Source organism: Lactonifactor longoviformis, assembly GCF_042848515.1.
Taxonomy (GTDB): Bacteria; Bacillota; Clostridia; order Lachnospirales; family Lachnospiraceae; genus Lactonifactor; species Lactonifactor longoviformis.
Map to the genome: position 1 here is coordinate 1158766 of NZ_AP031453.1, position 14288 is coordinate 1173053.

9 protein-coding genes and 1 pseudogene are annotated in these 14288 nt (G+C 47.3%); 5 read left to right on the forward strand and 5 right to left on the reverse strand.

Going from position 1 to position 14288, the window contains the following annotated elements; all coding sequences use genetic code 11:
• Positions 1–40: 40 nt before the first annotated feature.
• From ACGHCT_RS05305 to ACGHCT_RS05315, 3 genes are read right to left on the reverse strand one after another with little or no spacing between them, the layout of a single operon-like run.
• Positions 41–721 carry an RraA family protein gene (locus ACGHCT_RS05305; RefSeq protein ID WP_390438767.1) on the reverse strand — a complete coding sequence of 227 codons (681 nt, stop codon included), beginning with the start codon at positions 719–721 and terminating at the stop codon, positions 41–43.
• A gap of 26 nt (positions 722–747) precedes the next feature.
• Positions 748–1791 carry a C-terminal binding protein gene (locus tag ACGHCT_RS05310; protein WP_390438769.1) on the reverse strand — a complete coding sequence of 348 codons (1044 nt, stop codon included), beginning with the start codon at positions 1789–1791 and terminating at the stop codon, positions 748–750.
• Positions 1792–1816: 25 nt separating this feature from the next.
• Entirely contained in the window at positions 1817–3088 is a 1272-nt protein-coding gene (locus ACGHCT_RS05315; RefSeq protein WP_390438771.1) for an SLC13 family permease, read from the reverse strand.
• A 197-nt stretch (positions 3089–3285) separates the two neighbouring features.
• Here ACGHCT_RS05315 and ACGHCT_RS05320 point away from each other — a divergent pair, with 197 nt between their 5' ends.
• Positions 3286–4215: a LysR family transcriptional regulator gene (locus tag ACGHCT_RS05320; protein WP_072849302.1), complete on the forward strand. Its 930-nt coding sequence runs from the start codon at positions 3286–3288 to the stop codon at positions 4213–4215.
• 41 nt (positions 4216–4256) lie between these two features.
• Here ACGHCT_RS05320 and ACGHCT_RS05325 read toward each other — a convergent pair whose 3' ends face one another.
• Positions 4257–5618, reverse strand: a complete 1362-nt coding sequence (locus ACGHCT_RS05325) for an MATE family efflux transporter (RefSeq protein ID WP_390438773.1) — start codon at positions 5616–5618, stop codon at positions 4257–4259.
• A 990-nt stretch (positions 5619–6608) separates the two neighbouring features.
• On the opposite strand from ACGHCT_RS05325, the pseudogene ACGHCT_RS05330 reads away from it, so the two are divergent.
• From ACGHCT_RS05330 to ACGHCT_RS05340, 3 genes and pseudogenes are all read left to right on the forward strand, one after another.
• Positions 6609–7397: pseudogene (locus ACGHCT_RS05330) on the forward strand (class I SAM-dependent DNA methyltransferase); the annotation flags it as partial.
• A 12-nt stretch (positions 7398–7409) separates the two neighbouring features.
• The gene (hslO, locus tag ACGHCT_RS05335) at positions 7410–8288 is read left to right on the forward strand and encodes an Hsp33 family molecular chaperone HslO (RefSeq protein WP_390438775.1); all 879 of its coding nucleotides are present in this window, start codon (positions 7410–7412) and stop codon (positions 8286–8288) included.
• A 23-nt stretch (positions 8289–8311) separates the two neighbouring features.
• Positions 8312–10222, forward strand: a complete 1911-nt coding sequence (locus tag ACGHCT_RS05340; protein ID WP_390438778.1) for an NAD(+) synthase — start codon at positions 8312–8314, stop codon at positions 10220–10222.
• Positions 10223–10314: 92 nt separating this feature from the next.
• Here ACGHCT_RS05340 and ACGHCT_RS05345 read toward each other — a convergent pair whose 3' ends face one another.
• Positions 10315–10752 carry a hypothetical protein gene (locus tag ACGHCT_RS05345; RefSeq protein ID WP_072849295.1) on the reverse strand — a complete coding sequence of 146 codons (438 nt, stop codon included), beginning with the start codon at positions 10750–10752 and terminating at the stop codon, positions 10315–10317.
• 125 nt (positions 10753–10877) lie between these two features.
• Between ACGHCT_RS05345 and addB the strand changes: the two genes are divergently transcribed.
• Complete coding sequence (gene addB / locus ACGHCT_RS05350; RefSeq protein WP_390438781.1) at positions 10878–14288, forward strand: helicase-exonuclease AddAB subunit AddB; 3411 nt, start codon at positions 10878–10880, stop codon at positions 14286–14288.

The window sequence follows — 14288 nt, forward strand, 5'->3', positions numbered from 1 at the left end:
GTAGATACCAGTGCGGCTGCCCTGCAATTGTTATATTGTTCTATTTCATATCACAGCCAATTTCTTTTAACTTTTCATCCACCCATGGTCTGATATACGTTCCTTCATGTATTATATCATCCATGATAGCGGCCTCCTTTTTCGCTATTTCCCAGGCCGCGTCCGCAAGTTTTGAGGCAACTGCCGGATCGATGACAATTACACCGTCATCATCGCCTACAATAATATCTCCAGGATTGACAAGCTTTCCGCCGATGACTACCGGTACATTGATTTCTCCGGGTCCATTTTTATAGGGACCGTTTGGATTTACCCCCCGTGCATAAACAGCAAAATCCGTCATTGCAGCGAGTCCGCCATAGTCCCGGATTGCCCCGTCGCAGACAATTCCTTTAATCCCTCTGGTCTTACAGTAGGTTGCCATCAATTCGCCAAATATTGCTCTGTCAGTAAAACCACCTGCATCTATGACAATCACATCCCCCGGCCGGGCCAAATCCATGGCGGCATGGAACATCAGATTGTCTCCCTGGGGGACACGAACTGTAAATGCAGTACCTAGTAACTGCCCTTTATAGCCCACCGGTTTGATTCCGGAATCCACGGCCGCAATACGCCCCATACAATCATCGATATTTGCCGCCGGCATATTTCTGAAACGTTCTACCAGTTCCTTTGCCGGACGGCTGATTTCCTTTATAATTTTACACCCAATTGACATTTATTTTTTTCTCCTGAGATTATTTTTTATACAAATTGATATCCTGTATCTCTTGCGAGCACACTCCTGTTGGCAACGTTATGGGATAGCACAGTTCCATCAACAACTGCTGACGGAATCAAATGACATACCATTTGAATCTGGGTTTTCTTCGCCCCGATGCCATAAGATCCACAGTGAGGATTTATGATAACATTATCCATGGCAAGAAGGGGATCCTCCTTAGCAATGGGCTCTATTTCCACGGTATCCAGGCCGGCATAAAGAATTTCGCCGTTTTCCAGTGCCCATGCAAGGTCTTTCTGTGAAATGACAGGTCCACGGGAGGTATTGATGATCATGGCTGTATTTTTCATCTTGCGAAAGGTATCCTTATTAAAAACATGAGTGGTTTCGGGTGTCAGATTCACATGGATGGAAATAATGTCACTCTTTTCTAACATCTCGTCGAATGTCACAAATTCCACATGCGGATACTGCTCCTTTACTGAGTCTGAAACATACGGGTCGCAGGAGATTACCTTAGTCCCAAAACCTCCATGGAAAATATCATGCAAATATCTCCCAGCCGCTCCGAATCCGTACAAACCGAGAGTCATTTCCCGGACATCCCCCGGAAGCAGATACTGGCATTTGGGCCACTTTCCTGTGCGGATTTCTCTGTCATAATAATTTGTATTGCGAACAAGCCCCATAATCATCGCAGTTGCAACATCTGCCAACTCTTTCGCACAAAAACCCGGCAGGTTCAGCACGATTACCCCCTGTTCTGCGGCTGCATCCAAGTCAATACTGTTGACGCCTACGCCAAACCGCTGTACAAACTTTAGCTCTGGCAAGGCTTCTAAGACCTTGCGGGTAATGGGGGGATTACCGGTAGCCAGAATAGCATCGGCACCTTTGCATCCTGCGATAATTTCTTCCACAGTGGGTTCTTTCTGCTGTGCAGCCACAACCTGATAGTCCAGCAGGGCCAGCTCGATTCCGGCAGCCTGATAAGCAGCTGCAACACGCTCCAGCTCTTCGGCAGTTACGCTGCCATAATCTTTATCTACAACAACAGCTCTCATTTCTTGTCTCTCCTTTATTTACTTTTTATAATGGCCAGAATACTGGTATCAGAAGCAATGATCCAATCAGTGTCACAACGGTCAGCCCGATACCCGGAACAAAGAAGTCACGGAATCCCAGATTTCCCGGTTTAATAATTAATGTATTTGTACCGGAACCCACCGGAGTCAAAAATGGCGCAGAGGCCGCAACACAGATAGCAACTCCAATTGCCACCGGATTAATACCCATTTCCATAGCTACCGGAACAAATAAAGGTGTTACCAATACTACAGTGGAGGTATTCATCATCATGTTCGTCAAAATTATTGTGACAAGCAGTACAAAAAATAAGAACATTACTTTATTCGGATGATTACCCAGGATTCTTACCACAGCATTAGCGATTAAATCTCCTGCTCCGCTGCTGGCCATCGCTTTGGAGACCGCACTCATACCGCCTACAATAAACAGAGTTGGCCAATCCACAGCCCGCATGGCTTCTTTTTCACTGATACATCCTGTTCCGATCAGAAGTACACATCCGATCGCCGCGATAAAATACATTGGCCATTCATCGCTTGCAACAGCCATAGCAATCAGAACTGCCGCTAAAATTGTAAGACAGATTCCCCCTTTTACAGGATTGAATTCCGTTGCCTTTTCCCTTCGCGTATACTCTTTTAAATATTCCGGATCGGAAGAATCTCCGGGTGTCAGAAGCTTTTTGCCAATGGACAGAAAGTAGACCAGAAACAGGATACAAAGGGGAAGTCCTACCTTTCCCAGTTCAAAAAAGCTAAGGAAATCTACTCCCATATCTTCAATTAATCCGGCAGTGCTGACATTACTTGCTGCTCCTACCAGCGTTAGATTGCATCCGATAGATGCCGCAAAAGACATCGGAATCAACTGTCTGGATACCGAAACTTTGGCCTGCATACTCATCGCTACAACGATTGGCAGCATCATAGCTACTACACCAAGTCCGGAGCAGATAGAAGAAAGAATCAGCGCTACCAGAACAGCCGCTATCATAATGCCCTTTTCTGACGTGCCGGTTATTTTTACCAGCATATGCGCCATTTTATCTGCTACTCCTGTGTAAAAAAGTGACTGACCGATAATCATCATTGCTGCCAGAAGTGCAATTGTTGATCCGGAAAATGAGGCAAACACATCTGACTTATCAATGATTCCCATGCAGCCCAGAAGGATTGCGCCCGCCATAGATACAAGCCCCAGGGGGAATTTATTTGTTACAAAAAATACAACCATAATTGCCAATACAATCAATGTTATAATTGCTGGATTCATTATATACCTCCAAATACAGTTCTCCCATAATTTTTTTGTTATGTATAATACTTGCTTTTGTGACTAAGACTGTTTATTGTGTAAGTTATATGCGCATTCTTACTGTACTTTTATAATATTCGATTTTATTGACAAAAGCAAATGGCAATAGTACTATATAGATTATAATGTTTCTGTTATATAGCAAAGGAGTGCTTATGAATCATAATTACGAATACTTTACTTCCATTGTGGAAGCCGGCAGTCTGACGAAGGCCGCCCAAAATCTTTATACGACACAGCCTGCCCTGAGCCAGTATCTGAAACGTCTGGAAAACAACCTCGGTGTGGAATTATTTGACCGAAGTACTTCCCCTCTCAAACTGACTTATACTGGCGAGTGCTATTATAAATACATACTGCAGATGAAAACGTTAGATGAAAATCTGAGAAGAGAATTTCAGGATATTAAAAGTGAGGTGAGCGGTCGTCTGCGGTTAGGCATCGCCCTCTGGCGCGGCGCCTGCCTTTTGCCCGACATTTTCCCGGAATTTCACCGCCGTTATCCTAAAATTCATATTGAATTGTTTGAAGGACGCTCCAACCAACTGGAAAGCGCCCTCCTCAATGACAATATAGATCTTGCGGTTATGAATCTTCCGCACACATTAAATTATAATAAACTGACTTGTGAAGCAATTTTTGACGAACCGATTCTGTTGGCGGCACCTACGAATCACCCTTATGTGCAGACTCTGCTGCAGGACTGCCGCTATCAGGGCAGGTTTCCCCTGGCCCCCCTTGCGCTGGTCAAAAAAATACCTATTATATTAACAAAGCCCGGTCAAAATCTGACCTATGAGGTTCAGCGAATTTTAGCAAAAAATCAAATAGAACCTGATATCCTGCTGGAAACCGGTAATTTGACTACCGCTATCAACCTTGTTTCTGAGGGAATTGCCTGCACATTCGTACCCGGCGAAGGAGCAGGTGTCTGCCGCCATTCGGGGAGAGTGACTTATTTTATGCTGGATGACAGCAGTGCAAGCTGGGATCTTGGGGTTGTATACCGCAAAAATAGTTATCTGCCCAAGGTATCCCAATTGTTCATTTCCATATTGAAAGAGATTTTTGGCAGCAATAGATGAATAAAAGTGTTCCGGGAATTCGGTTGTTGTATCTGTCTGCTTCACGATAGACTTTGTATTTTCTCCCGATAGATTCGCCTAAAGAGCAGTGTGGACAGAGCCACGGAGACTAATTCTGCAAGAGGAAATGCCCACCACACTGCGTGCAGCCCAAGTACCTTAGCGAAGAGGTATGCACAGGGGAGTATTACCAGCATCTGCCTTGCCACAGAGACAATAAGACTGTAGGTACCGTTTCCGAGGGCCTGGAATGCTGAGCCAACTACGATGCAGTAGCCGGCAAATATAAAACTGAGACTGATAATGCGGAGCGCGGGAACACCGATAGCCAGCATATCTTCTGAGGCATTAAACAGATATAAAAACTGCCCCGGGAAGATCTCAAAACATACAAGCCCAAGTAACATAATCGTGACGGCCGAGAGGATACTGAGGCGTATAGTAGACATAATCCTCTTTTTGCTTTTGGCTCCGTAATTAAAAGCAATGATGGGCACCATGCCGTTGTTCAGTCCAAATACAGGCATAAATATAAAACTCTGCAGCTTGAAATAGATCCCAAATACAGCGGCTGCTGTAGAGGTAAACATGAGAAGAATCTTATTAATGCCAAAAGTCATAACAGAGCTGATAGCCTGTACCACCATTGAAGGAATTCCTACGGCGTAAATCTGCCGGATCACACGGGAATGAGGACGGTAGTGCCTCATATTAATATTAATTTCTTTATTATACTTAACATTCAGAAACAGGCCCAGCAGCATTCCGATGATCTGACCGAAAACTGTGGCGATAGCCGCACCCGCTACCTCTAACCGCGGAAAGCCAAATAACCCGAAGATAAGAATGGGGTCCATAATTAAATTGACGATTGCACCAACACCCTGAGTTACCATGGAGAGCGCAGCCCGTCCTGTAGCCTGAAGCAGCCGTTCCATAGTGATTTCCAGAAAGATTCCGAAACTGAACACAGAGATCAGGGACATATATTGAATTCCATAGGCGCGGATCTGTTCGTGGGCAGTCTGGAGATCAAAAAAAGCAGTGGCCAGAGAGACGCCCAGAATCGCAAAAACAATATAATGGCAGACAGAGAGAAAGATTCCGTTCCTTCCTGCCAGGTTCGCTCCCTCATAATCCTTCTCCCCCAGATTTCGGGACAGCAGTGCATTGATTCCTACTCCGGTTCCCACAGCTACGGCAATCATTAAATTCTGTATGGGGAACACCAGAGATACCGCTGTAAGTGCACTTTCATTCAGCTGGGCGACAAAGGCGCTGTCTACAATATTGTACAGAGCCTGAATGAGCATGGAGATGATTATGGGAAGCGACATTTGGAATAATAGCTTAGGGATAGGCAGATACCCCATTTTGTTTTCTTTTGGTATGGTTTGTGGCATAATTTTTTCTCCTGTTAACTAGGTCTAAAGCGCAAAGAAATCGGATGTACGGCTGTGGTATGGAAAGCCGGGGCATCCGATAGTGATAAGTATATAATTTATTGTATAGAGGGTTGGGGGAAAAGTCAACTGTTTGTGTGGGAACTTGGGATTTAGTGGTGTAACTGGGACTTTGGTTCAAGATGCTTCAAGACGGCAGGTGTGGGTGGCAGGGGGACGGTGAGAGAAATCCCGCGGCAGCGGGCTGGCTGGTTCGTACGGGAGGGAGGCTTAAGTTCCGGGGACACCTCCGTCGCGAAGAGAGTCTAAGACAAAACCGGAATCCCCGCCGGAGCACCGTTCGTATGTGCAAAGAATGCCTTATGTGCATTCTCTGCACATGCTCACTTTTTTTCGGCCCTGACTGCCGAAAAAATCTCCAGCGTGAATCCCGGTTTTGCCTAAGTCTCTCTAGTCACTCCTGCGGAATCGTCCGCGGAACTTAAGCCTTCCTCCCGTACGAACCAGCCAGCCCGCTGCCGCAGCATTCCTCTCACCTGGGTATAGGGAAGTTCCAGGGGGTTCGCTATTTATCCAAAACATCAAGCGGACAATAGTGCGAAATAAGAGGAAAAGTGTACAACTCTCGACCTTTCCCACCGTTTTCCGTGAATGTGAAGTGAGTCTCTGCCAGGTCAAGGGAGGAGGTCTTGGGGCCAGGGGTACTGTGTGGATCTGCGCAGACTACGGAGTGCGTCCGAAGATCCACTGCCGGCGGTCACTTAGGAGCGAAGGCTTTCCTGAGCTTCTTAGTGAACGGCCAGGCAGTTAGCTGAGGAGAAACGCAGTAGCAAGCAGATCCACACAGTACCCCTGGCCCCAAGACCTCCTCCCTTGACCGTCCGTCTGCGACACTCCGCTCGCCGACTATTTCACCTCGAGCTTCATATACACAAAACTATAATTTTCTTGCACTTACCACAAAAACTTGATACTATGTTATGAGAAAAATACGATAAAAAAGAGGCGAATCTAATGTCCGCGTACCAAAGTTTTGCAAGAGTTTATGATATGTTTATGGATAATATCCCCTATGAAGAATGGGGGGCGTATGTGAGCGGTCTGTTAAAAGAATATGGAATTGAAGACGGCCTGGTGCTGGATCTGGGATGCGGGACGGGGAGTCTTACACAGGTGCTGGCGGGGATGGGATATGATATGATTGGTGTGGACAACTCTGCGGAAATGCTGGAGATTGCCCAGGAGAAGAAGCTGGAGAGCGGGCTGGATATTTTGTATCTCCTGCAGGATATGAGGGAGTTTGAGCTGTATGGAACGGTAAGAGCGGCAGTGAGTATCTGTGACTCTATGAACTATATCCTAGAGGAAGAGGAGCTGCTGGAGGTATTCCGGCTGGTGAATAATTATCTGGATCCCGGGGGAATCTTTATCTTTGATATGAATACCCGGTATAAGTATGAGGAGATCCTGGGAGAGAGTACAATTGCAGAGAACCGGGAAGACGGGAGTTTTATCTGGGATAATTATTATCACCGGGAGGAGGAGATCAATGAGTATGATCTTACCCTGTTCATTCCTGAGAAAAAGGAAACACTTTTGTATAGAAAGTATCAGGAGACGCATTATCAGAAAGCCTACTCTGTCGGGCGGGTGAGAGAATTGCTGGAAGAGGCTGGGCTTCAGTTTGTCAGTGTGTATGAGGCATTTACCAGAGAAGAACCGGACAGTGAGAGTGAGAGGGTTTATTTTTTGGCCCGGGAAGTGGAAAAATCGGTATAAGGAGATAAAAAAGTGAGAGATTATATTGTAAGAGCGACAGCAGCCGGCAATCAGATCCGGGCATTTGCCGCAACAACAAGAGACTTGGTAGAGACAGCGAGAGCTGCACATAATACGAGTCCTGTAGCCACAGCGGCCCTGGGAAGGCTGCTGACCGCAGGGGCTATGATGGGAGTTATGATGAAGGGGGACAAAGATCTGCTGACGCTGCAGATAAAAGCGGGAGGTCCCCTGAACGGAATTACGGTAACAGCAGACAGTAAAGGAAATGTAAAAGGATACGTAGGGAATCCCAATGTACTGCTGCCGGCCAACAAGAATGGGAAGCTGGATGTGGCTGGCGCAGTGGGTGTGGGGCTTTTGAATGTGATTAAGGATCTGGGGCTGAAAGAACCATATTCTGGCCAGACGATTCTCCAGACCAGTGAAATTGCTGAGGATCTTACCTACTATTTTGCTACCAGCGAGCAGGTGCCCTCTTCCGTAGGCCTTGGGGTTCTTATGGAAAAGGATAATACCGTAAAACAGGCCGGGGGCTTTATCATTCAGCTGATGCCTTTTGCAGAGGAGGCGGTGATAAGCAAGATGGAAAAAAATCTGTCCGGGATTACTTCAGTGACAGGAATGCTGGAAAAAGGCTATACACCGGAAGCTATCTTGGAGACCTTGCTGGAAGGAATGGAGATTGAATATAATGACAGGCTCAGCACTCGTTTTTACTGCAACTGCTGTAAGGAAAGAGTGGCTAAAGCACTGATCAGCGTAGGCAGGAAGGACTTGAAAGAGATGATAGATGAGGGAAAAGAAGTGGAGCTAAACTGTCATTTCTGCAACCGGAATTATATCTTTGATGTCCAGGAACTGAAAGAATTATATACACTGAGCAAATAATTTGCAGAAAGCGGGGAATAGAGATGAATCAGGGTTTTATCAAAGCCGCGGCAGGAACCCCCAGCATAAAGGTGGCGGACTGCTGCTACAACGAGAAGGAGATTGCAAAAACAATACGTGAGATGGCGGCCCATGGGGCAAAGTTAATGGTTTTGCCGGAGCTGTGTCTCACTGCCTATACCTGTCAGGACTTGTTTTGGCAGGATGCGTTAATCAGGGAGGCAGAGGAACAGCTCCTGAGACTGGCGGAAGAGGTAAGGGATATCGACGGACTGATCTTTGTGGGAACGCCTTTTGCGTGTAAAGGAAAACTGTATAATACAGCTGCAGTTATTTCCGGCGGAGAGGTAATAGGTATTGTGCCGAAGATCAATCTCCCCAACTACTGTGAATTTTATGAGGCCCGCCATTTTATACCCGGCAACAAAGAAATAGAATGGATCCCCTTCGGCGGCAAAGAAATTCCTTTTGGAACGAATCAGCTGTTTGTCTGTGATACTATGCCGGAGCTGGTAGTGGCAGCAGAGATTTGTGAAGATCTCTGGGTGCCCAATCCTCCCAGTATCCGTCATGTACTGGCGGGAGCAAACGTAATCGTGAATCTTTCGGCCAGCGATGAGGTAATAGGGAAAGATGCCTACCGGAAGGGACTGGTAAAAGGACAATCTGCCAATTTGGTATGCGGATATATCTATGCCACAGCAGGCGAGGGCGAATCCACCCAGGATCTGGTATTTGGGGGAGGGAACCTTATAGGGGAAAACGGTGTGCTTCTGGCAGAGGGAACACGGTTTAAGAATGAGATTGTATACGGCGATCTGGATATTCAGAGGCTGCAGAGTGAGAGAAGAAAAATGAGTACCTTCCCCGGAGCAGATGAGACAGGATACTGCAGGGTACCATTCAGCCTTGAAGTGCAGGAGACTGCTCTGGAGAGGACCTTTGATCCCGCTCCTTTTGTGCCTTCGGATAAGGGCGACAGGGACAGACGCTGCGAAGAGATTCTTACCATACAGGCAATGGGACTGAAAAAGAGGCTGATGCATACCAACTGCACCCATGCGGTGCTCGGAATCTCCGGCGGTTTGGATTCTACCCTTGCTCTTTTGGTGACGGCAAGAGCTTTCGACCTTCTTGGCATACCCAGGAAGAATATTCTCGCTGTTACCATGCCCTGTTTCGGAACCACAGACAGAACATATACCAATGCCTGCAGAATGACAGAGTGTCTGGGGGCGGCCTTAAAAGAGGTAGATATTAGGGCTTCCGTTACGCAGCACTTTAAGGACATCGGACACGATATGGAGGCCCATGATGTAACCTTTGAAAATGCTCAGGCAAGGGAAAGAACGCAGGTGCTGATGGATCTTGCAAACCAATGCCAGGGAATGGTGATAGGCACCGGTGATCTGTCAGAGCTGGCCCTGGGATGGGCTACGTACAATGGGGATCATATGTCTATGTACGGCGTGAACAGCTCCATACCTAAGACTCTGGTGCGCCATCTGGTGCGCTACTATGCGGACAACTGCGGGGAGGCTGAACTGGCATCTATTCTGCGGGATGTGCTGGATACACCGGTCAGTCCGGAACTTCTGCCGCCCAAGGACGGTGTGATATCTCAGAAGACGGAGGATCTGGTAGGACCCTATGAGCTGCATGACTTCTTCCTTTATTATATGCTGCGGGCAGATTTTCCGCCGTCTAAAATTTTAAGAATTGCCAAGCTTTCATTTAAAGGCGTTTATGACGACGATACGATAGTAAAATGGCTGAAGACCTTTTACCGCAGATTTTTCTCTCAGCAGTTTAAGCGCTCCTGCCTGCCGGACGGGCCGAAGGTAGGAAGTGTAGCGGTATCTCCCAGAGGAGACCTCAGGATGCCCAGTGACGCATGTGCGGATGTGTGGATGAAAGAATTGGAAAACGAATAGAAAGGCCTCTGTTTTGGTGCGCGCCGGGCAGGGAACATGGAAACACAAGAAGAAAGAGTCTGACCTGTCAGACTCTTTCTTCGCATACAGGGTTACTTTATCTCTGCTTTGTCCAGGGCTGAATTAATGGCATCCAAGAGCAGCATGGAAGTATATTTATTGTCCTCTGAATACGTAATGCCTTCCGTTGACTGGGTGGTATATATCTGACTGGCAAGATCCTCCAGGGTTGGCTCCATGAGCGGATACATTGCTGTGGTTGTCTCGCTGAGATTGACCAGAGAAATGGCATTGATGTGATCCGCATCTACAGTTACTTCCACATCAAACGTATTATCATTTAAGGTGACGGAAGTATTGTAAACGCCTGCATGGAAGCGCGGATTGGAGACATTGGCAGCTTCATCATTCTTTTTAGAACCGAACATTATGAACATCAGAACAGCCAGAACAATGGCGAGAACAACAAAGATACCGGTATAAATAACTTCTTTCATATGTAGTACTACAATTTTGGTTTTTGAACTCATGGCAATACCCCTCCTGATTTCCTTTTTATAACTTATTATGGGAATGGGGAAAATATGCAAAAACCAGGCAGGATTGTGCTATAATATTTAAAATATTGAACATACAGGAAAGGAAAGGTAATAGGATGCCGTTACAATTTGTATTTGGAAATTCAGGTTCCGGGAAATCCTGGACCCTTTATCATAAAATAATAGAAGAATCAATGGAGTATCCCAAGAGGCAGTATCTGATTCTTGTACCCGAACAGTTTACCATGCAGACCCAGAAGGACCTGGTTGCCATGCATCCCAGAGGAGGGATCATGAATATTGATGTGGTAAGCTTTGAGCGCCTTGCCTTCCGGGTTATGGAAGAGATAGGGGAAGATATGGGACAGGTGCTGGAGGAAACCGGAAAAAGTCTGGTGCTCCGGAAAGTAGCACAGAAGAAAAAGAAAGAACTGAAGGTTTTAAAGGAGCAGATAAAAAAGCCCGGATACATTGCCCAGCTAAAATCAACCGTTTCGGAATTCACCCAGTATCATGTGGGACCGGAGGATATGGAGCGTATGCTCCGGTCAGTGGAAGATAAACCGCAGCTTTACTATAAGCTGAGGGATATCCAGATCTTATACCAGGGATTTATGGATTACCTCAGGGGAACATATATCACGGCAGAGCAGGTGCTTGAGATGCTCTGCAGGGTCATATGGAAGTGGCAGCGGCTTGAGGAATGCGTGGTTGTTCTGGATGGATTTACCGGATTTACACCTGTGCAGTACCGCCTTCTGGAAGAGATCTTCCCCAGGGCGGGAAAGATATATGCAGTAATCACCTTGGATGAGAAGGAGGACCCATACAGTCCGGGGAGTCCCCACAAGCTCTTTTTTATGAGTAAGCAGACCGTTCACCGGCTTCTTCAGATTGCACGCCGAACCAGAACAGAGGTCGGGAAGGAAATCTGTATTCACAGGGATGAGCAGGGAAGATTTGCCCACAGTCCTGCTCTTGCCTATCTGGAGCAGAATATTTTCCGCTATGGCAGCAGGCCGTATCCGGGCAAACAGGAGGAGATTGAGATTCGTATCTGCAGAACTCCGCAGTCAGAGATGGAAATGGCAGCCGATGAGATCCGGAGGTTGGTAAGAGAACAGGGATACCGCTACCGTGATTTTGCTGTGGTGACGGGAGATATGGAGGGATATGCAAGCTATGCGGCCTGGGCATTTGAAGATGCAGGGATTCCCTGCTTTTTGGATCAGAAGCACTCGGTCCTAATGAATCCTTTTATTGAGTTTATCCGGGCGGCAGTGGAGATTGCCGCAGACAATTACAGCTATGACAGCGTATTTAGGTTTCTCCGCTGCGGCCTTACAGAGTTGATTCCGGAAGAGGTGGATCTTCTGGAGAACTATGTGATTGCTCTTGGCATTCGGGGAACAAAGAGATGGGAGGAGGAGTGGATCCGCAGGTATCGGGGCCAGGAAGAGGGAGAAACCGTCCGAATGGAAGCGATCCGCAGCCTTCTGATGTCGTCGCTGCATCCTTTTACCAGTACACTGAAGAAAAAAGGGCTGACGGTTCGGGAGGGTGTCACGGCCCTCTATCAGTTTATTGTGGGCTTCAGGCTCCAGGAAAAGCTGAAGCATCAGGAAAAGCTGTTTAGAAGCGCAGGGGAATATGCCATGGTGAAGGAATACAGCCAGATCTATGAGATTATTATGGAACTTCTGGACAAGATGGCGGATGTACTGGGGGAGGAAAGAGTTACAGTGAAGGAATTCCAGGAGCTTCTGGAGGCGGGGCTGCAGGAGGCAAAAGTAGGGGTGATCCCACCCAGTGCAGATCAGGTGCTGGTAGGGGATATTGAGAGGACAAGACTGAAGGATGTGCGTGTTCTTTTTTTTGCAGGGGTTAATGAGGGAGTGATTCCCAGGAAAGAAAGCGGGGGAGGCCTTTTGTCGGATATCGACAGGGAGTATCTGAGGGGCTCCAGGGTAGAATTGGCGCCCACACAGAAGGAGAATCATGACAACCAGCGCTTTTATCTGTACCTTAACATGACTAAGCCAAGGGACAGGCTGATTCTTTCTTATTCCAGAACCAATGGAAAAGGAGAGTCGTCCAATCCTGCTTATCTTATCCGCAGCATACAGCATATTTTTCCGGAGATCTCCCCCCGGGATATGGAGGAAGAGACCCCGTGTCTGGAGAACCCTGTGAGAGGGCTGGAATATCTCAGCAAAGGGTTCCGGGAAGCATTTGACCGGGAACCCCGGGACGCCTGGAAGGAGCTCTGGAGCTGGTATCTGCGATCGCCTAATTACAGAGACACTGCTAAAAAGCTGGCAGAGGCTGCCTTTTATACGAATCCTCATGACCATATCAGCCTGAGCGCCGCAAGGGCATTGTATGGCACTACACTGGAAAATAGTCCTACCAGGCTGGAACGTTTTGCCGCCTGCGCCTTTGCCCACTTTCTGGAACATGGTCTGGGACTCAGGGAAAGAATCCAGTACCAGTTTAATGCCATGGATATGGGGAATGTCCTCCACACCGCGCTGGAGCTTTTTGCAAGAAAGCTGGGGCTTTTAGGGATCGGCTGGCGGGATTTGGGGGAGGAAAAGCGTCTGACGCTGGTAGAGGAAAGCGTGGAAGAAATCATAAACGATTACGGGAATACAGTGCTTCACAGCAGCGCCAGAAACGAGTACATGATTGCCAGGGTAAAGCGTATGATGAACCGCACCGTCTGGGCGCTGCAGAAACAGGTAGAGCGGGGAGATTTTGTTCCAAGGCGGTTTGAGGTGTCCTTTTCCATGACTGATTCTCTGAAAAGTGTGAACATCGCTTTGTCAGAGGAGGAGGAAATGAAGCTAAAGGGCAGAATTGACCGTCTGGATACCTACGAGGACGGGAATCATGTCTATGTAAAAGTGATTGATTACAAATCCGGGAATACCAGCTTTGACCTGGTGGCTCTCTATCACGGCCTGCAGCTTCAGCTGGTACTGTACCTGAATGCGGCTGTGGAAATCGAACAGCAGGAGCACCCTGGAAAGGAAGTAAAGCCGGCGGGAATATTTTATTATAATATAAAGGATCCGGTAGTGGACAAGGTTCCGGGGGAGTCTTTGGAGGACCTGAATGAGAGAATTTTAAAGAATCTGAGGGTAAACGGGCTGGTGACAGGGGAAAAGGAGATTCTGGAGAAAATGGATCAGGGATTTGCCGGGGAACCTCCCTATATCTCTTCCGTGGTCCCTGCGGCGTTTAATAAAGACGGCAGTCTTTCAAGAACTTCTGCGGCAGTGAATGACTACCAGTTTAACATTCTCAGGGAATATGTGGACAAAAAAATCAGAGATATAGGAACCGATATTCTAAAAGGCAATGTTAAAGTGTCGCCCTATCAGCTGGGACAGAAGAACCCATGTACCTACTGCCCTTATCACGGAGTATGCGGCTTTGACGAGAAGATACCCGGTTACTCTTTCCGCCGGCTGGGAGCTTTGCCGCCTGAGGAACTGTGGGAAAAAATGAAGGAGGAAATGTAG

Bases quoted from the DNA above. Each gene is read 5' to 3' on its own strand.
- ACGHCT_RS05305 (WP_390438767.1), bottom strand. From the start codon at position 721: ATGTCAATTGGGTGTAAAATTATAAAGGAAATCAGCCGTCCGGCAAAG.
- ACGHCT_RS05310 (WP_390438769.1), bottom strand. From the start codon at position 1,791: ATGAGAGCTGTTGTTGTAGATAAAGATTATGGCAGCGTAACTGCCGAA.
- ACGHCT_RS05315 (WP_390438771.1), bottom strand. From the start codon at position 3,088: ATGAATCCAGCAATTATAACATTGATTGTATTGGCAATTATGGTTGTA.
- ACGHCT_RS05320 (WP_072849302.1), top strand. From the start codon at position 3,286: ATGAATCATAATTACGAATACTTTACTTCCATTGTGGAAGCCGGCAGT.
- ACGHCT_RS05325 (WP_390438773.1), bottom strand. From the start codon at position 5,618: ATGCCACAAACCATACCAAAAGAAAACAAAATGGGGTATCTGCCTATC.
- ACGHCT_RS05340 (WP_390438778.1), top strand. From the start codon at position 8,312: ATGAATCAGGGTTTTATCAAAGCCGCGGCAGGAACCCCCAGCATAAAG.
- ACGHCT_RS05345 (WP_072849295.1), bottom strand. From the start codon at position 10,752: ATGAGTTCAAAAACCAAAATTGTAGTACTACATATGAAAGAAGTTATT.
- addB (WP_390438781.1), top strand. From the start codon at position 10,878: ATGCCGTTACAATTTGTATTTGGAAATTCAGGTTCCGGGAAATCCTGG.